This is a genomic window from Paracoccus sp. SCSIO 75233, from assembly GCF_027912675.1.
Taxonomy (GTDB): Bacteria; Pseudomonadota; Alphaproteobacteria; order Rhodobacterales; family Rhodobacteraceae; genus Paracoccus.
In genome coordinates this window covers 3071427-3094922 of the sequence record NZ_CP115757.1, presented here as the reverse complement: position 1 = coordinate 3094922, position 23496 = coordinate 3071427, and the positions used below count along the sequence as shown (strand labels likewise).

Sequence of the window (23496 nt, the reverse complement as noted above, 5' to 3'; positions counted from 1 at the left end):
GCCATCCCAGCCTCGGACAAGGCCGGATTTATCTGTGGCCTGGCGGCTCAGGCATTGCCGCGCAGGCCGTTTGCTGACGAGAAAGGACGACCGATGAACAAACACACCCCGAACGATCTGAACGCTTTCTGGATGCCGTTCACGGCGAACCGGCAGTTCAAGCAGGATCCGCGCATGTTCGTGGCATCGAAGGACATGCATTACACGACCGCCGACGGGCGTCAGGTGCTGGACGGCACGGCGGGGCTGTGGTGCTGCAATGCCGGGCATTGCCGTCCGAAGATCACCGAGGCGATCCAGAAACAGGCGGCGGAGCTGGACTATGCGCCGGCCTTCCAGATGGGTCATCCGCTGGCCTTTGAACTGGCAAACCGGCTGGTCGATATCGCGCCGGACGGGCTCGACCATGTGTTCTACACCAACTCGGGATCGGAATCCGTCGAGACCGCCCTGAAAATCGCGCTCGCTTACCATCAGGCACGGGGAGAGGGGCAGCGCACCCGTCTGATCGGTCGCGAGAGAGGCTATCACGGGGTGAATTTCGGCGGCATCTCGGTCGGCGGGATCGTGAACAACCGCAAGGCCTTCGGCACGCTTCTGACCGGCGTGGACCACCTGCCCCACACCCATCTGACCGACAACAAGTTCACCAAGGGCCAGCCCGAACACGGCGCACATCTGGCCGATGAGTTGGAACGGATCGTTGCCCTGCACGGCGCGGAAACCATTGCCGCCGTGATCGTGGAGCCGATGGCCGGATCGACCGGCGTCCTGCTGCCCCCCAAAGGCTACCTGCAAAAACTGCGGGAGATCACGGCGAAACACGGCATCCTGCTGATCTTCGACGAGGTGATCACCGGCTTCGGACGCCTCGGTTCGGCCTTTGCGGCGCAGCATTACGGCGTCACGCCGGATCTGATGACCACGGCCAAGGGGCTGACCAACGGGGTCATTCCGATGGGCGCGGTTTTCACCTCTGCCGCTGTGCATGATGCGTTCATGAGCGGCCCGGAACATCTGATCGAGCTGTTTCACGGCTACACCTATTCGGGCAACCCGATCGCCTCTGCCGCCGGGATCGCGACGCTGGACACCTACAAGGAGGAAGGGCTGTTCGAGCGCGCGGCGGAACTTGCCCCGCACTGGCAGGAAGCCTTGCATTCCCTGCGTGACGCCCCGCATGTGATCGACATCCGCAATGAGGGGCTGATCGGCGCGGTCGAGTTGGAGCCGATCCAAGGCCAACCCACGAAGCGCGCCTTCAACGCTTTCCTGCGCGCCTATGAGAAGGGCATCCTGATCCGCACCACGGGCGACATTATCGCCATGTCTCCGCCGCTGATCATCAGTGAGGCGCAGATTGACGAGCTTATCTCAACGCTGCGCAAAACACTGGTCGAACTGGCCTGAGATCAGCCGCTGGCCCCCGATGCGTTCTGGCTCAGCCAGTCACGGAACAGGGCCAGCGAGGTATCCTGATCGTTCCCGTCCGGCCAGACCAGCCAATAAGCCCCGCTGGTCGGCACCGCCTGACGGAAGACCGGGACCAGCCGGTTTTCCGCGATCTCGATCCGGGCGAGATAATCCGGCAGCAACGCAATCCCGAGACCGGAGATCGCCGCCTGTATCATCATCGAAAACTGATCCATCAGCATGCCGCCAGCACCGACCGGCTCTTGCCCCTGCCCCCGGAACCAGTCGGCCCAGGCGGTCGGACGGGTCTCCAGTTGCAGCATGGGCAGCGCGGCGAGATCCTGCGGCGTGTCCAGCCGGTGACGCTGGCGGAACTCCGGCGAGACACAGGCCGTGACCTGTTCGTCGAATAGCTTCAGATGGTTCACACGCGGCCAGTCGCCATCCCCGAAATAGATCGCGGCATCATAGGCTTCGGTGGCGAAATCGACGCGGTCGTAGCGGGTCGACATATTCAGCGCCACACCGGGATGCGCGGTCAGGAACCGCCCAAGCTGCGGCCCCAGCCAGCGGGTCGCGAAGGTCGGCAGGACAGCCAGCGAAAGCGTGCCGCCAGCGGAGTTGGCGACCGCCGACATGCTTGCCCGCTGCACCATATCGAGCGCGCGCGCAATATCCCGCTGATAGCTGATCGCGGCGGCGTTCGGGATCAGGCGGCGGCGTTCCCGCGTAAACAACTCTCGCCCAAGCTGTTCCTCCAGCGACAGGATCAGGCGGCTGACGGTGCTTTGCGTGAGGTTCAGCTCAGTCGCCGCAGCCGTGACCGAGCCATGCCGGACCACGGCATCGAGCGCCAGCAGCAGCTTGATCGAGGGCAGAAAGCGACGTTGCCTCATATGATCTCCGGTTCAGGTCATGCAATTTTTGCATGATTTAATGAGATAATGGCGATTTTTATTGCGGTTTACCATTGGTAAGCTCGTCGAAACTGCATGAATCACGCGAACAACCCGGAGGAACCCCATGTCGTCGAAATCCCATAAAGGTATCCCGTTCAACTGGTCGGACCCGTTCCTGATGCAGGAACAACTGACCGAAGAAGAACGCATGATCAGCGAGGCGGCGCGCGCTTTCGCGACCGACCGCCTGCTGCCAAGGATCCAAGATGCCTATCTGAACGAGACGACGGACCCGGAAATTTTCCGCGAAATGGGCGAGAACGGCCTGCTGGGCGTCACCGTGCCGGAGGAATATGGCGGGGTTGGTGCCTCCTATGTCGCCTATGGTCTGGTCGCGCGCGAGGTGGAGCGGGTCGATTCCGGCTACCGTTCGATGATGTCGGTCCAGTCCTCGCTGGTGATGTTCCCGATCTACGCCTACGGCTCGGAAGAGCAGCGCAAGAAATACCTGCCGAAACTGGCCAGCGGCGAGTGGATCGGCTGTTTCGGCCTGACGGAGCCGGACGCAGGTTCCGATCCGGGTGGCATGAAAACCCGCGCGAAGAAGGTCGATGGCGGCTATGTGCTGAACGGCTCGAAAATGTGGATCTCGAACTCGCCGATCGCGGATGTGTTCGTGGTCTGGGCGAAGTCCGAAGCCCATGACAACAAGGTGCGCGGCTTCGTGCTGGAGAAGGGCATGAAGGGGCTGAGCGCGCCGAAAATCGGCGGCAAGCTGAGCCTGCGCGCCTCGATCACCGGGGAAATTGTGCTGGATAATGTCGAGGTCGGCGAGGACGCGATCCTGCCCGATATTCAGGGCATGGGCGGGCCGTTCGGCTGTCTGAACCGCGCACGCTACGGCATCTCCTGGGGCGCTATGGGCGCGGCGGAGGACTGCTTCCACCGGGCGCGGCAATACGGGCTGGACCGCGTCCAGTTCAACCGCCCGCTGGCGGCGACACAGCTTTTCCAGAAGAAGCTGGCCGATATGCAGACGGAAATCACGCTGGGCCTGCAAGCGTCCCTACGGGTCGGTCGCCTGTTCGACGAAGGGCGGTTCGCGCCCGAGATGATCTCCATCGTCAAGCGGAACAATTGCGGCAAGGCGCTCGATATTGCACGCATGGCGCGCGACATGCATGGCGGCAACGGCATCCAGATCGAATATCACGTCATGCGCCACGCCCAGAACCTTGAAACGGTGAATACCTATGAGGGCACGCATGACGTTCACGCCCTGATCCTGGGCCGCGCGATCACTGATCTTCAAGCCTTCGCCTGAGGCCGCGCGATGACGCAGGACGCGCCGCTGAAAGGGCTGAAGGTCATCGAGCTTGCCCGCATTCTGGCCGGTCCGTGGATCGGTCAGACGCTGGCGGATCTGGGTGCCGAGGTCATCAAGATCGAAGCGCCGGAAGGCGACGATACCCGCAAATGGGGCCCGCCCTTCGTGGAGCGGCCCGACGGGCAAGGCGGAACGGAGGTCACGGCGGCCTATTTCCACGCTGCCAATCGCGGCAAGACCTCGGTCATCTGCGATTTTTCGGACGCCGACGATCTGGCGCGACTGAAGGAGATGATCGCCGGGGCCGATGTGCTGGTCGAGAACTTCAAGGTCGGCGGGCTGAAGAAATTCGGCCTCGACTACGACAGTATCTCCGCGCTTAACCCCCGGCTGGTCTATGCCTCGGTCACCGGCTTCGGGCAGGAGGGACCGCGTGCGAAGCAGCCCGGCTACGACTTCCTTATTCAGGGCATGTCCGGGATCATGGACCTGACCGGCGACCCGGAGGGGGAGCCGCAGAAAATCGGCGTCGCGTGGATCGACATTTTCACCGGGCTTTATGGGGTGATCGGCATTCAGGCCGCATTGGCCGAACGCGAACGCTCCGGCCTCGGGCAGCATGTCGATCTGTCGTTGCTGGATTGCGGCGTGGGCGTACTGGCCAATCAGGCGACCAATTATCTGCTCGGCGGGACGGTGCCGAAGCGGTTGGGCAATGCGCATCCGAACATTGTGCCATATCAGGTATTTCCCGCCTCTGACGGGCATCTGATTATCGCTTGCGGGAATGACCGCCAGTTTGCGGCGCTCTGCCGGGTGCTCGGGCTGGAGGGGCTGGAGACGAACCCCGACTACGCCACCAATCCGGCGCGGGTCGCAAATCGCGGCCCCCTCTGCGAGCAGATCGCGGCGGCAACGGCGCAGCACGGAAAAGCGGATCTGATCGCGGCGCTTGAAGCGGCAGGCGTTCCCGGCGGGCCGATCAACACCGTGGCCGAGGCGCTTGAGGAACCCCAGATCCTGTCGCGCGGAATGCGCATCGCACCGCAAGGGATCGAGGGGCTGCGCACCCCGATCCGCTTCTCGCGCAGCGAGTTGTCGCTTGACCGGGCTGCCCCGGTCTTGGGCCAATCCGGGGATCAACCCGCCTGTTGAAGCTTTCGGGGATGACGGCCCGCCCTCATCCCCGGACAGCTCGTCTTAATCCAGCAGATCCAACTGGATCACATCAGCCGCACGGCTAAGTTCGGCCTGATGGGCTTTGAACGCTTGCAGATGTTCCGTCTCCCCATGGGCCTTGAAGGCCGCCATATCGGCCCAGATTTCGTAGAACACGAAATGGCCGGGCTGTTTTGCGTTTTCGTGCAGGTCGTAGCGGACGCATCCCGTCTCGGCCCGGCTCGGCGCGACGAGATCGCGAAGTGCGTCGCGCAACTCGTCGATGCAGTCAGGATGTGCTTCATGGGTCGCGACAATATAGATCATCATCTGTCTCCAGGTTTCTTGAATCGGTGAGCATCAGGCCTTCGTCAATTCCTCACCAATCACTCTTGCGCACAACGCCAATGAGATCGCGCCTGCATCGGGATGGCCGATGCTGCGTTCCGCCAGCGGGCGGGCGCGACCAAGTTTCGGGGACAGATCAGCCGTCGCATCCGCCGCTTCGGTAGAGCGGGTCGCCGCCTTCTGCCACGCATCGGCCAGCGACGCGCCGGAATTGACCGCCGCCCCTAGCGTTTCAACGAACGGAACCAGAGCATCCACCAATGTCTTGTCACCGGGCTTCGCGCCGCCAAGCCGGGTGATGGCGTCAAGCGCGGCCTGCGCGCCAGCCGCGACGTTGCCGGCGACCAGCCCGTCCTCGTCCGTCAGCGCATTGCCCCAACTGCGCAGCGCCACACCCCAAAGCGCGCCGGACGTGCCGCCCGCACGATCCGCCCAGGCGTCCCCGGCACTGGCCAGCACCGTACCGGCCCCTGCCCCGGCCTGCGCCGCTTCGGCAGCAGCGGACGCCGCCGCTTTGGAGCCGCGTGCCATGCCCTGACCGTGATCGCCGTCGCCTGCCTGCGCATCGATCCGGCCCAACATCTCCTCCGCCTCGGCCAGCTCCTCGGCCAGCCGCGCCATCAGCCGGGCCACACAAGCCCCCAGTTCCTGCGAGGCGGCAGAGCCTTGCGCGATCTTCGCCGCCGCCGTGGCCTCTGCCCGCGCGGTCGCAGACCCAACCGAACGCTGAGCAACATTACCCTTGCGGAAGGCCGGCGCATCGGCGGGCGCGCGCCAATATCCCTCCAGTTCTTCATCCAGCCACATGATCGAAAGCGAGCAGCCCGCCATATCGAGGCTGGTCACGAATTCGCCTACCTCCGGGTCAACGACCTCCAACCCCTCGGCTTCCAGCCGTCTGGAGATGTGATGCCACAGCACGAACAGCTCTTCATATTTCGTGCATCCAAGCCCGTTCAGCACCACGGCAATCCGCCCGCCATGATCCTTCGGACGTTCCGCCAGCAGCGGTTTCAGCAGCAGATCAGCCATCTCGGCGGCGGTTTTCATGTCTTCCGTGCTGATGCCCGGCTCGCCATGAATGCCCAGACCAAGCGCGACCGTGCCCTTGTCGACGGTGAAGAGCGGTGCGCTTTGCCCCGGCAGCGTGCAGCCCGCAAATGCCACCCCGAAAGAAACAGACGCCGCATTCGCCTTGCGCGCCACAGCCTCGACCGCGTCGATGTCCAGCCCGGCCTCTGCCGCCGCCCCGGCGATCTTGAAGACCAGCAGGTCACCCGCCACACCACGGCGCTTTTCGCGTTCGTCAACGCTGGCACTGGCCACGTCATCGGTCACGGCGAGGATACGGGCGTCGATCCCCTCCCCCCGCAAACGCTCTGCCGCTGCACCGAAATTCAGCACATCCCCGGCGTAATTCCCAAAACCGAGGATCACGCCGCCGCCCATATCCGCCGCCCGCGCCACGCCGGCCACGGCACTGGTCGAAGGCGAGGCAAAGACATCCCCCGCAACGGCGGCATCCGCGAGACCGGCACCGACATAGCCCAGAAACGCCGGGTAGTGGCCCGATCCGCCGCCGACAAGTATCGCCACCTTGCCCTGCGGTCCGGGGGCGGCGCGCAACGCGCCATGCGGCACCTCCGCAATACGATCACGGTTGGCGGCGCAGAAACCGGCAAGGGCGGTCGCGGCAAATTCCTCGGGATCGTCAAATAATCTGGTCATGGCGGCTCCTCCTCCTGCCCGTGTTGGTCGGGGTATCATGGCATTTCCGCGCGGCGCCGCCCAGACAGGCTGAACGGACAACACGCAGGCATGCTAGCTGATGAATGTCCGTGCGGCGGCGACGGTCTGATCCAGCCACGGTTCTTCCTTCGCCCGCGCGTCGTCCAGCCCGTCGGTCATCGGCAGCCAGTGTTCGAGGATGACGCTCATATCCGGCGGACAATGGCTCAGCTGATCGAGGATCCAGCGGATCGGCGCACGGCCCTGACCGAGCGGGACACCGTGGATCCGGAAACCGACACCGTAAGGGTCGGGTGTGATCACATAATCCTTCAGATGCAGATTGATCGCATAGGGTGCGAGCATCCGCACCGTCTCCTCCGGCCACTCACCTGCGCAGATGGAGTTCGCGACGTCAAGACACACGCCCAGAGCCGGATGGTTCAGCGTGTCCAGCAGCGTCACCATCCGGGGTGAGGGGTAGTTGAAATGGTTCTCGATGGCGATGCGGATGCCCGCGTCCTGCGCGCGGTCCAGCAATGGGCGAAGCTGTTCGGCAAGCACATGCACCGGCATCTCCGCATCTTCGGCATCCAGCGCGACCCGCAGGATCTTTGCGTCAAGCCGCTGGCCGATCTGCAGATAACGGCTGACCTCATCGGCATCGAAACACTGCGTGCCGAGTTCAAGCGCAATGCCGCGGCCTGCGGCCTCCGCCGCCAGACGATCATGATCCGCCGCACTCAACCGGTCGAGCGGCAGATTGTCGGCATATTGCATGACCTTCAGCCCCCGCTTCGCCACCTGATCGAGAAGGTCAAACGCCGTCATCGGCTGCGCCGGCTGCTGATCCTTGATGCCGATATTCCAGCGGAACGCATAGCTTCCGAGTCCGAGTTCCATGACTTTCCCTTTCCGCGATCACTCCCGCCCGAGGAGGCGGCGATAGGAGCGGATGACCTGGCTGTCATCCAATGCACCGTCACCGGCACCCGACGCGGACAGGAACATCTGCAATGCGGCGGCGGCCAGCGGCAGAGGTGCCTTCGCCGCGCGTCCCGCATCTGCCACGATGGACAGATCCTTGACGAAGATGTCCACGGCACTGGTAATCTCGCCCGGTGGCCGGATCATACGCGGGCCCCGGTCCCGGATCATCCAGCTTGAGGCGGCAGAGCCGGAGACGATATCGAGCATCACCTGGGTGTCGAGTTCCAGCGTCTCGGCCAGCGCCATCGCCTCCGCACAGGCCGCGATATGCACGCCGCACAGAAGCTGGTTCACCGATTTCGCGACCGCGCCCTGACCGGGATTGCTGCCGACCACATAGGTCTTGCTGCCCAGCACGTCGAAGACGGGTTGCAGCGCCCTGATCCGCGCCGGATCGCCCGCCGCCATGATCGACAGGCTCGCCGCCTGCGCACCCGCCACCCCGCCGGAGACCGGGGCGTCGACCAGATGCCGCCCGGTTGCCTCAACTTCCCGGGCCAGCGACGCAACGTCTTCCGGCAGGCAGGTGGACATGAGGGCGACGATGCCGCCCTCTGCCATAGCCTGCGCGGCACCGTCCCCGATCAGGATCGACCGCGCCTGCGCGGCGTTCACCACCATCAGGACCAGCACGCCCGCCCCCTCGGCCGCCGCTGTCGCAGAGGCAGCGCGACCGCCGCCCTGCTTTTCCAGCTTCGCCATTGCCTCGTCCCGGAGATCGAAGCCGGTCACGTCGTATCCGGCGGCCTGCAGATTGCAGGCCATCGGCAGACCCATCGAGCCGAGCCCGACAAATCCGATTTTCACACGCTCACTCATCGTTTCGTCCTCAGTAGATCGTCAGGGCGGGAACGAAGGTGAACAGCATCAGCACCGTGAAGGCGACCAGATAGAACGGCCACAGCTCCTTCACCACAGCACCGATAGGCTGGCGCGCGATCGAGGACGAGATAAACAGCGTCGTCCCGATCGGCGGCGTGAACAGCCCGATGGACAGGTTCACGGCCACGATAATGCCAAGCTGCACCGGATCGATCCCCACGGCCTGACCCAGCCCGACCAGCGTCGGACCCAGCAACAGAATGGCCGCTGGCAGGTCGAGGAACATCCCGATGACAAGCAGCATGGCGTTCATCAGCAGCAGGATCAGCACGGGCGAGCCAAGCGTGTCGAGCGCCCATTGCGCGACCGTGTCCGGGATGTGTTCCACCGTCAGCACATAGCCGACAAGGTTCGAGCCCATGATGACCATCATGACCACGCCGGTTGCGATGCCCGTTTCCTTCAGCGCCAGCGCCAGCCGCGCAATCGTCATGTCGCGGTAGAGAAGCGAGCTGACCACAAGCGCGTAGGCCACGGCGATCACGCTGACCTCGGTCGGGGTTGCGATACCGGCCCGCAGCAGCACGAGAATGAAGATCGGCATGGCAAGCGCGGGCAGTGCTGCCCAGAAGTTCTGCATGACATGGCCCGCCTGCTCACGCGAGATGACCGGGAAGCCACGGGTGCGGCCCGAGACATAGCAGACCGTCATCAGACCAATGGCCAGCATGAGGCCCGGCAGAATACCGGCGATGAACAAAGCCGCAATCGAGGTGTTCGAGACAGTCGCATAGATGATCAGCGGGATCGAGGGCGGGATCAGCCCCGCAATCACCGAGGACGACGCCGTGACGGCGGCAGCAAATGCGGGCGGATAGCCTTCGCGCCGCTGCCACGGGATCAGCATGGAACCGAGCGCCGAGGCCTCTGCCACGGCGGAACCCGACACCCCGCCGAACACGGTGGAGCCGACGACGGAGACCTGCCCCAGACCGCCAGGATAGCGCCCGACCAGAGCCGCGGCGAAGCCGACCAGCTTGCGGCCAAGCGAGCCGCTCATCATCAGGCTGCCCGACAGGATAAAGAATGGAATGGCCAGCAGCGGATAGCTTTGCGTTGGCGTGAACAGCTTCACGATCAGCAGCGGTGCCTGCGCCATGCCCTGCGACAGCACCGCCAGCCCGCCAGCAACGATCAGGGCGTAAGCAACCGGCACCGATGCGAGCATCAGGACGAAAAAGGTAACGACTAGGATAATGCTCATGGGTGCTCCTCCGGCACTTCACGGGCGGATACGGGCCGGTCGGATTTCAGGATGACCGGGATACTGGTCAACGCAGTCAGCGACAGCCCGACAAAGCCGGAAATCAGCGCGGCATAGGCGAAATTCGCGGTCATGCCGGTGACGGGGTAGACCTCGCCGCCTGCGATCTTCATGACGGCAAATCCGTGCCAGGTGAGAAAGGCGAAGGTGACCGCCGCGAGCACGCTGCCCGCGACCATCAGCCAGCGCGCGGCATTCAGCGGCAGCATCTCGGCGCCAAGCTGAACGGCGATGTGACGGCCATATTGCGCGGCCAGAACCGCACCCGCCATCGTCAGCCACGGAAACAGCAGGGCCGGCATCTCGTTCGGCCAGCCCAGCCCGGCATTTGTCGCGTAACGGACGATAACCTCCGCAACCAGCGACAGGAACAAGCCCGACAGGGAGATCAGGATGACCGCCGTCGCGACAAAGATCAGAACGCGATCCAGAAGCAGGGCGGCCTTGGGGCCGCCCTCCGGTTGAATGTCTTGGCTGGACATGGACTCAGCGTCCCGTCGCGGTCATCAGCACGCCGACCAGATCAGGGTATTTTTCCTGCCACTCGGCAATGATCGGCTGCGTCGCCTCGACGAACGGAGCCGTATCGAGCTCGTTGAACTCCACCCCGGCCTCTTCCAGCATCGGGCGCAGTTCCTCATCCGATTTCTTCGACAATTCGCGGTTATATTCACCCGCTTCCTTGGCCGCCTCCAGCATCGCCGCCTGATCTTCTTCGGACAGCCCGTCCCAGACGATCTTCGACATCAGCAGCGGGGTGCTTTCATATTTATGCCCGGTGAGGCTGATATATTTCTGCACCTCGTACAGCTTGGAGCTTTCGATGTTCATCAGCGGGTTTTCCTGCCCGTCGACGACGCCCTGCTGAAGCGCGACATAAAGCTCCGAGAAAGCCATCGGGGTCGGGTTCGCACCCAGCGTGGTGAAGATTTCCAGCGTCATCGGATCCGGCGGGGTGCGGATTTTCAGACCAGCTAGATCGTCCGGCGTGTTGATCGGGCGGACATTGTTCGAGGTCTGGCGGATGCCGTTATCCCAGAAGGCCAGCACCTTCAGACCGTTTTCCTGCGCGGCTTCGTCGAGCTTCTGACCGACTTCGCCATCCAGCACTTCCCAGGCCTGCTCCAGCGAATCGAACAGGAATGGCAGGCCGAGCACCGCGAATTCCTCCACGACGCCGGAGGCCGGGCCTTGCGAGTTCGCAGACAGAGCCAGCGTGCCGAGACGCATCTGGGTCAGCGCTTCGACATCGTCGCCATATTGCGCGGAACCGCCCGCGTCGACGGTAATGCGGCCCTCGGTCTTTTCCGCGACCAGTTCGGCAAAACGCTCCGACGCCAGATCCTTGGGGTTGCCGGGCGCCGCGTTATGCGCCAGCCGCAGGGTCTCGGCGGATGCGCTGCCAGCCAGCAATGCGGCAGCCGTCAGGGCACCGATAAACAGGTGTTTCATGAGTAACTCCTCCAGTTTTGACGAACGGGTTTCCTGTCTCCCGGCCGTTCGTGACTGATTAACGATGGCATCTCCACCCTTGCCAAGAAAGCAAATCTTCTTAACTTTGAGTAAAGCTCAGCTAAAGGATATTTCGGTGGCACAGGATATTAATCTGAACAGCATGGCCTATTTTGAAGCCGTAGCCCGTCTGGGCCAGGTCGCCAAGGCTGCAACGGAACTCGGCGTGTCGCCATCCGCCGTCAGCCAGCAGATCCGCGCGACCGAGCAGCAATTCGGCGTGAAGCTGTTCCGCCGCGAAAACCGCCGCCTGATCCTGACGATGGACGGGGAGCGGCTGTACCGGGCCGCGACGCTTGCCTTCCACACGCTGCGCGACGCCCGCGCCCAGATCCTGCGCCAGCACGCTCAACGCCAGCTCAGCCTGCGGGTCAGCCCCAGCTTCGGAACGCTCTGGCTGGCACCGCGCCTGTCGCAGTTCCTCGCCCGGCATGAGGGTTGGGATATGCGCATCGACGCCACGCCGGAACTGTCCGATTTCATGACCGAGATGGTCGACCTCGATCTGCGATACGGCACCGGCGATTGGGGCGGTCTGTATGTGGAACCGATTATTGAGGATCACGTCCTACCGATGTGCAGCCCGGAATATCGCGACCGCCTGCGCGCGATCTCGGACGATGTGCAGGAACAGATCGCCCATGCCAAGTTGATCGACAATGTGAAGGGGGTGTACCGCTGGGATATGTTCCTGTCGGATCATAACTTGCGCGCCCCTCATGACGCCGTGCGCACGGGGCTGGATCGTTCGCAGATGTCGATGCAGCTTGCGCTGGACGGCGTCGGAATGGCGATGGATTCCGTAACTCTGGGCTACGATCATCTGAAATCGGGGCGGCTGGTCCCGTTCGCGCCAGAACTCGGCCTGCGCAGTTTTCCGGCCTATTGGCTGGTCTGCCCGCCCCGTCACACGAACAGGCGAATTGTCCGGCTGTTTTTCGACTGGATCAGGGAGGAAGCGGCGGTTTTTTCCGCCGCGGCGTCCGATTTGATGGTCGCATTAGGTTACGGGCCGGTCGCGTCTGCGAACCGGCCCGAACAAACAAATAACTGATTACTCGTAACTTTGTCGTCTTAAACGTTACACTCGTTACGTCTTACATGTCTGCAACGCGCGAAACGCGATTTGGTTCAATAATTTTTTGCTTTAATGAATCAGAGATCCACCATTTACGTCGACCTCCGATCCGGTGACGTAGGCTGACAGGCCAGAGGCGAGGAACAGGGCGCATCCCGCCACGTCGCTTGCCTCACCCGCGCGGTTCATCGGGATGCCTTCAAGGATCGCCTTGTTCATTTCCGGCGTCAGCTTACCGGCGGTGATATCGGTGGCGATAAAGCCCGGGCAGATCGCATTGACCCGGACGTTGTCGGGCGCCAGTTCGCGCGCCATCGCCTTGGTCAGGCCAAGAACCCCGGCTTTTGCTGCCGAATAATGCGGCCCTCCGAAAATTCCGCCGCCGCGCTGCGCGGAGACCGACGACAGGTTCACGATGCTGCCCGATTTCTGCGACCGCATTTGCGGGATGACCGCCTGCGACGCATAGAGCGTGCCGCGCAGGTTCACGTCCAGAACAGCCTCATAATTTTTCGCTTCAATCTCCATGATCTTCAGCGGCTGTGTGATGCCGGCATTGTTCACCAGAACATCGATCCGGCCCCAGCGAGCGATCAGGTCAGCCATAACTTTATCGCATGCCGCCTTGTCGGTGACGTCGCATGCCAAGCCGATATGACCTGCGCCCAGATCGGCTGCGGCCGCTGCCGCTGCGTCACCGTTCAGGTCGAGAATGGCGACCGTTGCGCCGTGTTCAGCGAATAGCTGCGCCGTGGCTTTTCCCAATCCGCGCGGGCTGGCCGCCCCGGTGATAACGGCAAATTGTCCTTCCAGCAGTTTCATGATGTCTCCTCCGAAACCTTAAACCCAGCCCTTGATCTGACGGGCCACGCCGTCGACCGAGATGCCATACATGTCGTGAAGCGTCGGCAGCGCGCCGGCCTCCAGAAATTCATCGGGCAGGCCGATCATGCGGAATTGCGGATGCACGGCTTCGCGCATGAGCAACCCCGCGACCGCCTCTCCCAGACCGCCGATAACGGTGTGGTTTTCCGCTGTGACGACCAGCCGCCCGCCTTTACGCGCCTCGGCCAGAATGGTCTCGCGATCCAGCGGCTTGATCGACGGGCTGTGCAGGACCGCAACATCGACGCCGTCCTTCGCCAGCTTCTCCGCCGCGTCGAGCGCGCGCATCGTCATCAGCCCCGACGAGATCACCAGCACATCGCCGCCGTCGCGCAGAAGCGCAGCCTTGCCGATCTGGAACCGGTAATCCGGCTTGTAGCGGTCAATGACGCTCGGCACCTTGCCGCGCAGCAGACGCGCGTAAACCGGACCGGAATGATCTGCGATGACCGGCACCATCTGCGTGATGTCGACCGCGTCGGCGGGATCGATGATGGTCAGGTTCGGGAGGCCGCGGAAAATCGCCAGATCCTCGAACGCCTGATGGCTGGGGCCGTATCCGGTCGTCAGGCCCGGCAGGCCGCACACGATCTTGACCGGCAGGTTTTCCTCGGCAATCGCCATGCAGATGAAGTCATAGGCGCGGCGCGCGGCGAAAACCGCGTAGGTCGTCGCGAATGGGATAAATCCTTCCCGCGCCATGCCAGAGGCTGCCGACATCAGCAATTGTTCCGCCATACCCATCTGGAAGAACCGATCCGGGTGCGCCTTTGCGAAGATATGCAGGTCGGTGTATTTCGCCAGATCGGCGGACAGGCCCACGATCTCCGGTCGATCCTTGGCAAGCTCCGCCAGCGCGTGGCCGAAAGGCGCGCTGACCGTGTCATATCCTTCCGCCGCGAGCGAGGCGATCATGGCCGAGGTCGCAACCCGCTCCGATTTCGGGGTAACCTTGCGGGCCTCGTATTTGCGGGCGTGTGAATCGGTCGTCATTGCGGTTTCCCCTGCTCCAGAACATCAAGCGCACGGGACCACTCATCGGCTTCAACCCGCACGAAATGGGTGATCTCGCGCTGCTCGAGGAACGGCACGCCTTTACACATCGTGGTATCGCAGATGATGATGCGCGGTCGGCTGTCATCGAGTTTGCGCGCGCGATCGAACGCCGCGACAAGCGCCGGGATGTCGTTGCCGTCCACGCGCTGCGTGTGCCAGCCAAAGGCCTCCCATTTCTCGGGCAGCGGCTCGGAACTGAGCGTGTCCGTCGACGGGCCATCCGCCTGCTGGTCGTTGAAATCGACGATGCAGATCAGATTGCCGAGCCCCTGATGCGCGGCACTCATCGCCGCTTCCCAGGTCGAGCCCTCGCCCAGCTCACCATCCGACATCAGGTTATAGACGAAAGCGTCGGATTTCTTCTGGCGCAGGCCCATAGCCATGCCGACAGCGATCCCCAGACCGTGGCCAAGCGAACCGCCGGTGATCTCCATCCCCGGTGTGTAGGACGCCATGCCCGACATCGGCATCCGCGAGTCGTCCATGCCGTAGGTTTCCAGTTCCTCTTCCGGCAGAATGCCGGCCTCCATCAGCGCGGCGTAAAGCGCGATGGCATAATGGCCGATCGACAGCAGGAAGCGGTCGCGGCCTTCCCATTCCGGGTCACTTGGCCGGTGATTGAGGGCGTGGAAATAGGACACCGCCAGCACATCCGCAACGCCGAGCGCCTGCCCGATATAGCCCTGTCCCTGAACCTCGCCCATCAACAGCGCCTTGCGCCGAATATTCCACGCGCGCCGGTCCAGCGAGATATTAGACCGCGCGGCATCGGTTGTGCCTGCTGGCATTTGCTCCTCCTACATGCTCCACGGGGGGCAGATTGCAGAAGCAGGCAGGCGCTTAAAAGAATTTATTCTTTATAGAATGTGAAGCTATACTTCACTGAAGTCGCCGGACAACTGAGAGGTCTTATCCTGCGCGCCGTTCAGACCACGCGCCCGCAGGCACCAGTCGACAATATCATCAGCCTGAGCGGGCAAAGCTGTGGCCATATCACCCGCAAAGGCAAGGAACGGCCCCAGATTGAGGCCATTGACCCCGACGAGGACCGGCATGTCGCGATCCAATGCATTGGCAATTGTGGCGGTCAGCCCGCGTCCTTCGGCTTCCATCTTGCCGAATTTGTTGACCACCAGCATCTCGGCACGATCCAGCGCAGCATCGGCCCAGACAACGGAACGCTCCAGAGCATCGGCATCAAGCCGACAGCCTTTTGCCTCCGGCCCTCGATCGACGCTGATCCGCACTTCCGGGCCATCGGGCAACAACCGCAGATCCATGTCGCAATGCGCCTGATCGGCCCGGTCGATATTGGTCTGTACCGTCCCGGCCAGCGCGATTCCTTCCGCCTCCAGCCGTGCGACCACCTCGGCCAGAAGAAGGTCGATGGCCCCGCGACCGGACAGGGTGACATAGGCAATCTGCATCTGTTTCTCCAGCGTCAAGCGTCCAGTTGCAGCCCGACGATATCAGCATCCTTGATCAGGCCGACGATATATTCCCGGCTGGCACGCAGCCACGCGGATTTCTCATGCGCCTCGCTCAGGCGGGGCAGGACGGCCTCGAACGGCAGCACCTCGCCGGTGACGCGCGCGTCCAGCCGGATGATATGAATGCCGTAGCGGGTCTGGACCGGCTCGGGCGAAATGCTGCCTTCGGGCATCCGGGCCAGTGCCGCCTCGAACTCCGGGACCGTATCGCCGGACGACAGCTGCCCCAGCAACCCGCCGGAGTCCTTGGACGAACAATCGCTGTGCTCAGCGGCGAGTTTGGGGAAGTCCTGCGGCGCACGCGCCAACTGGGCCAGCACCCCTTCGGCAGTATCACGCGCCTTTGCCATCGCAGCGAGATTATCCGGCGCGGCGGCGAAAAGGATATGCGCCGCCTCATAGAGGGAAGGGGCACGGAAGCGATCCGGCTCCGCCTCATAGATGCCGCGCAATTCCGCCTCATCGGCGGCGGCAGGGTCCAGCGCCGCGTCAAGCACGGCGCTGATCAGCGCTTCCTCATCTGTTTCCCATTGCCCCGGCGCGATTTCCACGGGTTCGGCTTCGACGCCAAGCCGTGCCGCCTCCTGCAAAAGCAATTCGCGGATGACCAGCGCACGGGCCGCGGCCTTCCACGCAGCGCCGGGCTTGCCCTTTGGTGCCGGATGGTTCTGGGCCTCGGCGGCGATGCGGGCCGGGTCCAGTGTCACGCCGTTCACGAGGATCGGCGGCAAAAGCGGTTTCATCTGCATGGTCATCATTACTCCGCCGGATGGCGCGCGGTTGCGTCGTCGTCATGCTGCTTGCTGCGCACGATCTGATAGCCCGGACGCCACAGATAGCGCACCGGGGCCGAGATCATGTGAACCAGCCGCGTGAAGGGGAACAGCAGGAAGATGGTCAGCCCCAGGAAGATATGCAGCTTGAACAGCGGGTTTACGTCGATGATGTGATCGGCCGCGCCAGCCTGGAAATAGGCGATGCCTTGCGCCCATGACATCAGCTTGGTCATTTCTTCACCGTCCAGATGACCCAGCGAAACGACGATGGTCAGCAGCCCCAGCACAAGCTGCGCCAGCAACAGTGCGAGGATCCCGGTATCGGCCAGCGTCGAATTTGCCCGGATGCGGGGATCGGTCAAACGGCGATGCAGCAGCAGCGCCCCGCCCGCCAGTGCCATGATCCCGGCGATGCCGCCCACGGTCACCGCCATGATCTGCTTGGCGCTGTGGCTGATCCCGAATGCGTCGAAGATTGCAATCGGCGTCAGCAACCCAACCAGATGGCCGAACAGGATCACCAGCACGCCGACATGGAACAGGACCGAGCCGATGACGAATTGCCGCTTGCGCAGCAACTGGCTGGATTTCGATTTCCATGTGAAGGGGTCGCGGTCATAGCGGATGATCGAGCCGAGGATCATCACCGTGATCGCGATATAGGGGTAGATGCCAAAAATGAAATTATGCATCGCTGCCTCCTGTCATTCTGCCGCAGCCGGGCTGCGGACGGGTTCCATGCGGGCGAGAATATCGCGGCTGACCGGGCAACCGGCATTCGGATCGGGGCCGAAGGTGACTTGCGCCTCCTCCCAGACGGCATCCAATGCCTCCAGGTCTTCGGGGTCGTCATCGGGAATATCCGCCAGTTCCGGCGGCAGCTCGGCATCGGTTTCGGCAATGGTGACCAGCGCCGTGAACACCGCCGCATAGGGGGATTCGCGGCGCTGCAACCGCTCAGCGAGAGCCACGAGGATATGCCCGGCGTCAGCGAGGATTTCTTTCGCCTCGTCCAGTGTCCGGGTCGACAGGAATTCCAGCAACACCGGCAGGTGATCGGGCAGTTCGGTGCCCGCCAGATCGAAGCCGCCCGCGCGATAGGTTTCCAGCAGATCGACCATTGCGCCACCCCGGTCACGGCTTTCGCCGTGGACATGCTCGAACAGGTTCAGCGACAGGGTGCGCGAGCGGTCGAACAGCAGGACATAGCGCTCCTGCAGGTCGTAGAGATCGCCCTCGGTCAGACCCTGAAGCAGCGGCGCAAGCTCGTTCTGGCGCGCCGGACCCAACAGGCCCTCGGCATGCAGCACTGCGTCAATCTCGGGGATGGCGGCGATCAGTTCACTGCTGGGATAGCTGAGAAGGGCAGATAATGCCTTGAAGGTCTTCATGCCAGAAACTCCTGCGGGCTGCGGAATTTCTTGCCACCGAACATGGAGCCGGTGTCGCCCGACGAACAGCCATTGCCGTCGGTAAAGCCACAGCCGCCGCGCAGGTCATAAGCATCCTCGACCAGCTCCCGGTGCGTGGTCGGAATGACAAAGCGGTCCTCGTAATTGGCGATGGCCAGCAGGTCATACATCTCGTCGATCTGCTGCGGGGTCAGGCCGACGCGCTGCGCGGCACCCAGATTGACCACGCCGTCGATGGATTTCGACCGCATATAGGACCGCATCGCCAGCATCCGTTCCAGCGCCAGCGCCACGGGCGCCTCATCCCCGGCGGTCAGCATATTCGCCAGATAGCGCAGCGGGATCCGCAGGCTGCGCACATCGGGCATATCGTCCTGCGCGGCGATCTTGCCGGCTTCGGCTGCGTTCTGGATGGGCGACAGCGGCGGCACATACCAGACCATCGGCAGGGTGCGGTATTCGGGATGCAGCGGGAAGGCGATCTTCCATTCCATCGCCATTTTCCAGATCGGAGATTTCTGCGCCCCGATGATCCAGTCCTCGGGCACGCCTTCGGCCCGCGCGGCGGCGATCACCTCGGGGTCGTTGGGGTCCAGAAAAACGCCAAGCTGCGCATCATACAGATCCATTTCGTTTTCGGCAGCGGCGGCCTCGGCGATCTTGTCGGCGTCATACAGCATCACCCCCAGATAGCGGATGCGCCCGACGCAGGTTTCCGAACAGACGGTAGGTTGGCCACTTTCCAGACGTGGATAGCACAGCACGCATTTTTCCGATTTGCCGGTGGACCAGTTGTAATAAATCTTCTTGTAGGGGCAGCCGGACACACACATCCGCCAGCCCCGGCATTTTTCCTGATCGATCAGGACCACGCCGTCATCTTCGCGCTTGTAGATCGCGCCCGAGGGGCAGGAGGCGACGCAGGCCGGGTTCAGGCAATGCTCGCAAAGGCGCGGCAGATACATCATGAAGGTGTTTTCATATTCCCCATAGATGTCCTTCTGCACGCCCTCGAAATTGTAATCCTGAGACCGCTTGGCGAATTCTCCGCCCAGGATTTCCTCCCAGTTGGGGCCCCATTCGATCTTCTCGATCCGCTCGCCCGAGACCAGCGAACGCGGCCTTGCGGTCGGGAAGGCGGGCATCTCGGGCGCCGATTTCAGATGGTCGTAATCGAAGGTGAAGGGCTCATAGAAATCGTCGATCTCGGGCAGGTCGGGATTGGCAAAGATATTCGCCAGAATCCGCCATTTGCCGCCCTGTTTCGGCTGCAAATGCCCCGATTTCGTCCGCGTCCAGCCGCCTTTCCAGCGTTTCTGGTTTTCCCAATCCTTGGGATAGCCGATGCCGGGCTTGGTTTCGACATTGTTGAACCACGCGTATTCGACGCCTTCGCGCGAGGTCCAGACATTCTTGCAGGTGACAGAGCAGGTGTGACAGCCGATACATTTATCGAGGTTCAGCACCATGCCGATTTGCGCACGAACTTTCATTCCGCTGCCTCCGTTTTCGGGGTTGCTTCCTTGGCCAGCGGCGTATCCAGCCAGTCGACCTTGTTCATCTTGCGGACGATCACGAATTCGTCCCGGTTCGAGCCAACCGTCCCGTAATAGTTGAAGCCGTAGGACAGCTGCGCATAGCCGCCGATCATGTGGGTCGGCTTCAGCACGATCCGGGTGACCGAGTTGTGGATGCCGCCGCGCTGGCCGGTGATCTGGCTGCCAGGCGTGTTCACGATCTTTTCCTGCGCGTGATACATGAAGAGGCTGCCCTCTTTCATGCGCTGGCTGACCACGGCGCGGGCCGCGATGACACCATTGCTGTTGAATACCTCGACCCAGTCGTTATCGACCAGCCCGGCTTTCTGCGCATCGACCTCGGACAGCCAGACGACCGGGCCGCCGCGATTCAGCGTCAGCATCATCAGGTTGTCTGAATAGGTCGAGTGGATGCCCCATTTCTGGTGCGGCGTCAGGAAGTTCAGCACCACATGCTTTTCGCCATTGGCTAGCGATTTCGTGGCATCCGTACCCACGGTTTTCAGATCGACCGGAGGGCGCCATGTCACGAACCCCTCGCCAAAGGCCCGCATCCATTCATGGTCCTGATAAAGCTGCTGGCGTCCGGTGACGGTGCGCCATGGGATCAGCTCATGCACATTGGTATAGCCGGCGTTATAGCAGACCTTCTCGCTTTCGATCCCTGACCATGTCGGGCTGGAAATGATCTTGCGCGGCTGTGCGGCAATGTCGCGGAAGCGGATTTTTTCGTCTTCCTTGACCTCGGCCAGATGCTTGTGATCGCGGCCCGTGGCCTTGCCGAGTGACTCCCACGCTTTCACCGCGACCTCGCCATTGGTTTCGGGCGCCAGCATCAGAACGACCTCGGCGGCGTCGATCGCGGTTTCGATCCGGGCCATGCCCTTGGTCGGGCCGTCCTCGGTCACGGTGCCGTTCAGGGCCTGCAGGTGATGCACCTCTTCCTCGGTGTTCCATGCAATGCCCTTGCCGCCATTGCCGATCTTTTCCATCAGCGGGCCAAGCGCGGTGAACCGTTTGTAGAGATTGGGATAATCCCGCTCGACCGGGATATAGTTCGGCGCGGTCACACCGGGGATCAGATCGCATTCGTCCAGCTTCCAGTCGGCGACCGCGTTCTGCGCGATCTCGCCGGGGCTGTCATGCTGCAAGGGCAGTTGCACGACATCGGTTTCGACGCCCAGAATCTCGGGCGCGACCTCGGAGAATTTCTTCGCAATGGATTTGAAGATCTCCCAGTCGGATTTGGATTCGTAGGCCGGATCGACCGCCGCTTGCAGCGGGTGAATGAAAGGATGCATGTCCGAGGTGTTCATGTCGTCCTTTTCATACCAACTGGCAGTCGGCAGAACGATGTCGGCATAGACGGCGGTTGTGGACATGCGGAAATCGATGGTCACCAGCAGGTCCAGCTTGCCCTCGGGGGCGGCGTCGTGCCACGCGGCCTCGACCGGCTTTTGCCCGCCCTGTTCGCCCAGATCCTTGCCTTGCACGCCGTGCGCGGTGCCCAGCAGGTGTTTCAGAAAATATTCATGCCCCTTGCCGGACGATCCCAGCAGGTTCGACCGCCACACGAACAGGTTGCGGGGCCAGTTTTCAGGCGCGTCGGGGTCTTCGCAGGACATCTGCAGCTCGCCCGATTTCAACTGCTGCGCGACATAGTCCTTGACCTCAGCCCCGGCCTCTTTCGCGGCACGGCCCACTTGCAGCGGATTGGTTTTCAACTGCGGGGCCGAGGGCAGCCAGCCCATCCGTTCCGCCCGGATATTATAGTCGATCAGGCTGAGCTTGCCCCAATCGCCCTCGGGCGCCGTGGGCGAAAGGATTTCCTTGGCGGCAACGGTTTCGTAGCGCCATTGATCCGTATGGGCATACCACGCGCTTGTCGAATTCATATGGCGCGGCGGACGGCCCCAATCGAGCGCAAAGGCCAGCGGCAGCCAGCCGGTCTGCGGTCGCAGTTTTTCCTGCCCGACATAATGCGACCAGCCGCCGCCCGATTGGCCCACGCAGCCACACATGACCAGCATATTGATGGCGGCACGATAGTTCATGTCCATGTGGAACCAATGGTTCATCGCCGCGCCGATGATGATCATGGACCGGCCATTGGTCTTTTCGGCATTGGCGGCGAATTCGCGGGCGACCTGAATGATCTTGTCGCGGCGAACGCCGGTGATGCGTTCCGCCCAAGCGGGGGTGAAGGGCACATCGGCGTCGTAATCGCTGGTGACGTGATCGCCGCCTAAGCCCCGGTCGAGGCTGTAATTCGCGCAGAGCAGGTCAAAGACCGTCGCCACGAGCGCCTCGCTGCCGTCGGCCAGCGTGATGCGTCGGGCGGGGACGTTGCGGGTCAGAATTTCGCCCCGGTCGTCATTTTCAAAGCCATTGCTGGCCGCGCCGCCGAAATAGGGGAAATCGACCGCCGCGACCTCGTCATGATCCTCTTCCAGCAGCAGGCTGAGGCGCAGTTGCACATCCTTGCCATCGGCCTTTTCCTCAAGGTTCCAGCGCCCGGCCTCTTCGCCTTCGCGACCCCAGCGGAACCCGACCGAGCCATTCGGCACGACCATCTCACCGTTATCGTCGTTGATGGCGATGGTTTTCCAGTCAGGGTTGATCTTCTGACCCAACCCGTCGGCCAGATCGGCGGCGCGCAATTGCCGACCCGGCACCAGCCGGTCGCCCTGCCGGTCCAGCCGGACCAGCATCGGCATATCGGAATAGCGGCGGCAGTAATCCTCGAAATAGGGAACCTGCCGGTCGAGATGGAATTCACGCAGGATGACATGTCCGAAGGCCATGCCAAGCGCCGCATCGGTGCCCTGCTTGGCGTTCAGCCAGATATCCCCGAATTTCGCGGCCTCGGAATAATCGGGACAGATCACCGCCGATTTCGTGCCCTTATACCGGACCTCGGTATAGAAATGCGCGTCCGGCGTCCGCGTCTGCGGCACGTTCGAACCCCAGAGCAGCAGGTAACCGGCATTATACCAATCGGCCGATTCCGGCACATCGGTCTGTTCGCCCCATGTCTGCGGGCTGGCCGGCGGCAGGTCGCAATACCAGTCATAGAAGGACATGCAGGTGCCGCCCAGCAGCGACAGATAGCGCGTCCCGGCGGCGTAAGAAATCATCGACATCGCCGGGATGGGCGAAAAGCCGAACACCCGGTCGGGGCCATAGGTTTTGGCGGTATAGGCATTGGCGGCGGCCACAATCTCGGTCGCTTCGTCCCATGTCGCGCGGACAAAACCGCCCTTGCCGCGCGTGCTGGTATAGCTTGCGCGCGCCTGCGAGTCGTTCTGGATCGCAGTCCATGCCTCGATGGGTGACATGGTCCGGCGCTTCTCCCGCCACAGCCGCATCAGGCGGCCCCGGATCAGCGGGGTTTTCACACGGTTCGCGGAATAGAGATACCAGCTATAGCTCGCCCCCCGGGCGCAACCACGCGGTTCGTGGTTGGGCAGATCGGGGCGGGTGCGCGGGTAATCCGTCTGCTGGGTTTCCCAGGTCACGATCCCAGATTTGACATAGATCTTCCACGAACAGGACCCGGTGCAGTTCACCCCGTGGGTCGAGCGGACGATCTTGTCGTGCCGCCAGCGGGACCGATAGGTGTCCTCCCAATCGCGGCTTTCGGTGGTGGTCTGGCCGTGGCCATCCGAAAACACATCCTTGCGGTTGCTTTTCAGGAAGTTCAGGCGATCCAGAAGATGGCTCATTTCGCTGTCTCCTTT

The 23496-nt window shown here is 62.7% G+C and carries 21 protein-coding genes; 4 read left to right on the top strand and 17 right to left on the bottom strand.

The annotated features are described in order from the left end of the window. Positions 1-93: 93 nt before the first annotated feature. A complete protein-coding gene (locus tag PAF12_RS14965; RefSeq protein WP_271107804.1) occupies positions 94-1410 on the top strand; it encodes an aspartate aminotransferase family protein in 1317 nt (438 codons plus the stop codon). A gap of 2 nt (positions 1411-1412) precedes the next feature. On the opposite strand, the gene PAF12_RS14960 is transcribed toward PAF12_RS14965, so the two are convergent. Then, a complete protein-coding gene (locus tag PAF12_RS14960; RefSeq protein WP_271107803.1) occupies positions 1413-2309 on the bottom strand; it encodes a LysR family transcriptional regulator in 897 nt (298 codons plus the stop codon). A 127-nt stretch (positions 2310-2436) separates the two neighbouring features. On the opposite strand from PAF12_RS14960, the gene PAF12_RS14955 reads away from it, so the two are divergent. Then, complete coding sequence (locus PAF12_RS14955) at positions 2437-3636, top strand: acyl-CoA dehydrogenase (RefSeq protein WP_271107802.1); 1200 nt, start codon at positions 2437-2439, stop codon at positions 3634-3636. Positions 3637-3645: 9 nt separating this feature from the next. Next, positions 3646-4794 (top strand): CaiB/BaiF CoA-transferase family protein, encoded by a 1149-nt coding sequence (locus PAF12_RS14950; RefSeq protein WP_271107801.1) that lies wholly within the window; start codon positions 3646-3648, stop codon positions 4792-4794. A 45-nt stretch (positions 4795-4839) separates the two neighbouring features. Here the strand turns inward: PAF12_RS14950 and PAF12_RS14945 are convergent, their stop codons facing one another. From PAF12_RS14945 to PAF12_RS14915, 7 genes are all read right to left on the bottom strand, one after another. Then, on the bottom strand, positions 4840-5124 hold the full coding sequence (locus PAF12_RS14945; protein WP_271107799.1) for a putative quinol monooxygenase: 285 nt from the start codon (positions 5122-5124) through the stop codon (positions 4840-4842). Positions 5125-5157: 33 nt separating this feature from the next. Next, positions 5158-6873 (bottom strand): dihydroxyacetone kinase family protein, encoded by a 1716-nt coding sequence (locus PAF12_RS14940; RefSeq protein WP_271107798.1) that lies wholly within the window; start codon positions 6871-6873, stop codon positions 5158-5160. Between the two features lie 93 nt (positions 6874-6966). After that, positions 6967-7776 (bottom strand): sugar phosphate isomerase/epimerase, encoded by an 810-nt coding sequence (locus tag PAF12_RS14935; protein ID WP_271107796.1) that lies wholly within the window; start codon positions 7774-7776, stop codon positions 6967-6969. Positions 7777-7794: 18 nt separating this feature from the next. Beyond that, complete coding sequence (locus PAF12_RS14930) at positions 7795-8682, bottom strand: NAD(P)-dependent oxidoreductase (RefSeq protein WP_271107795.1); 888 nt, start codon at positions 8680-8682, stop codon at positions 7795-7797. 10 nt (positions 8683-8692) lie between these two features. Beyond that, positions 8693-9949: a TRAP transporter large permease gene (locus tag PAF12_RS14925; RefSeq protein ID WP_271107794.1), complete on the bottom strand. Its 1257-nt coding sequence runs from the start codon at positions 9947-9949 to the stop codon at positions 8693-8695. After that, on the bottom strand, positions 9946-10491 hold the full coding sequence (locus PAF12_RS14920) for a TRAP transporter small permease (RefSeq protein WP_271107792.1): 546 nt from the start codon (positions 10489-10491) through the stop codon (positions 9946-9948). Before PAF12_RS14920 ends, PAF12_RS14925 begins: the two co-directional genes overlap by 4 nt. 4 nt (positions 10492-10495) lie before the next feature. Next, positions 10496-11461, bottom strand: coding sequence for a TRAP transporter substrate-binding protein (locus PAF12_RS14915; protein WP_271107791.1), 966 nt, complete (start codon positions 11459-11461; stop codon positions 10496-10498). A gap of 136 nt (positions 11462-11597) precedes the next feature. Here PAF12_RS14915 and PAF12_RS14910 point away from each other — a divergent pair, with 136 nt between their 5' ends. Continuing rightward, positions 11598-12575 (top strand): LysR substrate-binding domain-containing protein, encoded by a 978-nt coding sequence (locus tag PAF12_RS14910; RefSeq protein WP_271107790.1) that lies wholly within the window; start codon positions 11598-11600, stop codon positions 12573-12575. A 93-nt stretch (positions 12576-12668) separates the two neighbouring features. On the opposite strand, the gene PAF12_RS14905 is transcribed toward PAF12_RS14910, so the two are convergent. The 9 genes from PAF12_RS14905 to PAF12_RS14865 form a co-directional block, all read right to left on the bottom strand. Next, positions 12669-13421: an SDR family NAD(P)-dependent oxidoreductase gene (locus tag PAF12_RS14905; protein ID WP_271107789.1), complete on the bottom strand. Its 753-nt coding sequence runs from the start codon at positions 13419-13421 to the stop codon at positions 12669-12671. Between the two features lie 18 nt (positions 13422-13439). Then, complete coding sequence (locus PAF12_RS14900) at positions 13440-14477, bottom strand: transketolase family protein (protein ID WP_271107788.1); 1038 nt, start codon at positions 14475-14477, stop codon at positions 13440-13442. Next, positions 14474-15328 carry a transketolase gene (locus PAF12_RS14895; protein WP_271107786.1) on the bottom strand — a complete coding sequence of 285 codons (855 nt, stop codon included), beginning with the start codon at positions 15326-15328 and terminating at the stop codon, positions 14474-14476. The genes PAF12_RS14900 and PAF12_RS14895 overlap by 4 nt, the downstream gene beginning before the upstream one ends. A gap of 84 nt (positions 15329-15412) precedes the next feature. Beyond that, entirely contained in the window at positions 15413-15985 is a 573-nt protein-coding gene (locus PAF12_RS14890) for a DUF2478 domain-containing protein (protein ID WP_271107785.1), read from the bottom strand. After that, the gene (locus PAF12_RS14885) at positions 15982-16785 is read right to left on the bottom strand and encodes a peptidylprolyl isomerase (protein ID WP_271107783.1); all 804 of its coding nucleotides are present in this window, start codon (positions 16783-16785) and stop codon (positions 15982-15984) included. Before PAF12_RS14885 ends, PAF12_RS14890 begins: the two co-directional genes overlap by 4 nt. A gap of 2 nt (positions 16786-16787) precedes the next feature. Continuing rightward, positions 16788-17498 carry a respiratory nitrate reductase subunit gamma gene (gene narI, locus PAF12_RS14880; RefSeq protein ID WP_271107781.1) on the bottom strand — a complete coding sequence of 237 codons (711 nt, stop codon included), beginning with the start codon at positions 17496-17498 and terminating at the stop codon, positions 16788-16790. A gap of 12 nt (positions 17499-17510) precedes the next feature. Beyond that, complete coding sequence (narJ, locus tag PAF12_RS14875) at positions 17511-18197, bottom strand: nitrate reductase molybdenum cofactor assembly chaperone (protein ID WP_271107780.1); 687 nt, start codon at positions 18195-18197, stop codon at positions 17511-17513. Then, on the bottom strand, positions 18194-19711 hold the full coding sequence (narH, locus tag PAF12_RS14870) for a nitrate reductase subunit beta (RefSeq protein ID WP_271107779.1): 1518 nt from the start codon (positions 19709-19711) through the stop codon (positions 18194-18196). The genes narJ and narH overlap by 4 nt, the downstream gene beginning before the upstream one ends. Further along, complete coding sequence (locus tag PAF12_RS14865) at positions 19708-23481, bottom strand: nitrate reductase subunit alpha (RefSeq protein WP_271107778.1); 3774 nt, start codon at positions 23479-23481, stop codon at positions 19708-19710. Before PAF12_RS14865 ends, narH begins: the two co-directional genes overlap by 4 nt. Positions 23482-23496: the final 15 nt, after the last annotated feature.

What these genes read in the sequence shown, in the direction of transcription:
- PAF12_RS14965 (WP_271107804.1), top strand. Translation starts at nt 94, where the DNA reads ATGAACAAACACACCCCGAACGATCTGAACGCTTTCTGGATGCCGTTC.
- PAF12_RS14960 (WP_271107803.1), bottom strand. Translation starts at nt 2,309, where the DNA reads ATGAGGCAACGTCGCTTTCTGCCCTCGATCAAGCTGCTGCTGGCGCTC.
- PAF12_RS14955 (WP_271107802.1), top strand. Translation starts at nt 2,437, where the DNA reads ATGTCGTCGAAATCCCATAAAGGTATCCCGTTCAACTGGTCGGACCCG.
- PAF12_RS14950 (WP_271107801.1), top strand. Translation starts at nt 3,646, where the DNA reads ATGACGCAGGACGCGCCGCTGAAAGGGCTGAAGGTCATCGAGCTTGCC.
- PAF12_RS14945 (WP_271107799.1), bottom strand. Translation starts at nt 5,124, where the DNA reads ATGATCTATATTGTCGCGACCCATGAAGCACATCCTGACTGCATCGAC.
- PAF12_RS14940 (WP_271107798.1), bottom strand. Translation starts at nt 6,873, where the DNA reads ATGACCAGATTATTTGACGATCCCGAGGAATTTGCCGCGACCGCCCTT.
- PAF12_RS14935 (WP_271107796.1), bottom strand. Translation starts at nt 7,776, where the DNA reads ATGGAACTCGGACTCGGAAGCTATGCGTTCCGCTGGAATATCGGCATC.
- PAF12_RS14930 (WP_271107795.1), bottom strand. Translation starts at nt 8,682, where the DNA reads ATGAGTGAGCGTGTGAAAATCGGATTTGTCGGGCTCGGCTCGATGGGT.
- PAF12_RS14925 (WP_271107794.1), bottom strand. Translation starts at nt 9,949, where the DNA reads ATGAGCATTATCCTAGTCGTTACCTTTTTCGTCCTGATGCTCGCATCG.
- PAF12_RS14920 (WP_271107792.1), bottom strand. Translation starts at nt 10,491, where the DNA reads ATGTCCAGCCAAGACATTCAACCGGAGGGCGGCCCCAAGGCCGCCCTG.
- PAF12_RS14915 (WP_271107791.1), bottom strand. Translation starts at nt 11,461, where the DNA reads ATGAAACACCTGTTTATCGGTGCCCTGACGGCTGCCGCATTGCTGGCT.
- PAF12_RS14905 (WP_271107789.1), bottom strand. Translation starts at nt 13,421, where the DNA reads ATGAAACTGCTGGAAGGACAATTTGCCGTTATCACCGGGGCGGCCAGC.
- PAF12_RS14900 (WP_271107788.1), bottom strand. Translation starts at nt 14,477, where the DNA reads ATGACGACCGATTCACACGCCCGCAAATACGAGGCCCGCAAGGTTACC.
- PAF12_RS14895 (WP_271107786.1), bottom strand. Translation starts at nt 15,328, where the DNA reads ATGCCAGCAGGCACAACCGATGCCGCGCGGTCTAATATCTCGCTGGAC.
- PAF12_RS14885 (WP_271107783.1), bottom strand. Translation starts at nt 16,785, where the DNA reads ATGACCATGCAGATGAAACCGCTTTTGCCGCCGATCCTCGTGAACGGC.
- narI (WP_271107781.1), bottom strand. Translation starts at nt 17,498, where the DNA reads ATGCATAATTTCATTTTTGGCATCTACCCCTATATCGCGATCACGGTG.
- narJ (WP_271107780.1), bottom strand. Translation starts at nt 18,197, where the DNA reads ATGAAGACCTTCAAGGCATTATCTGCCCTTCTCAGCTATCCCAGCAGT.
- narH (WP_271107779.1), bottom strand. Translation starts at nt 19,711, where the DNA reads ATGAAAGTTCGTGCGCAAATCGGCATGGTGCTGAACCTCGATAAATGT.
- PAF12_RS14865 (WP_271107778.1), bottom strand. Translation starts at nt 23,481, where the DNA reads ATGAGCCATCTTCTGGATCGCCTGAACTTCCTGAAAAGCAACCGCAAG.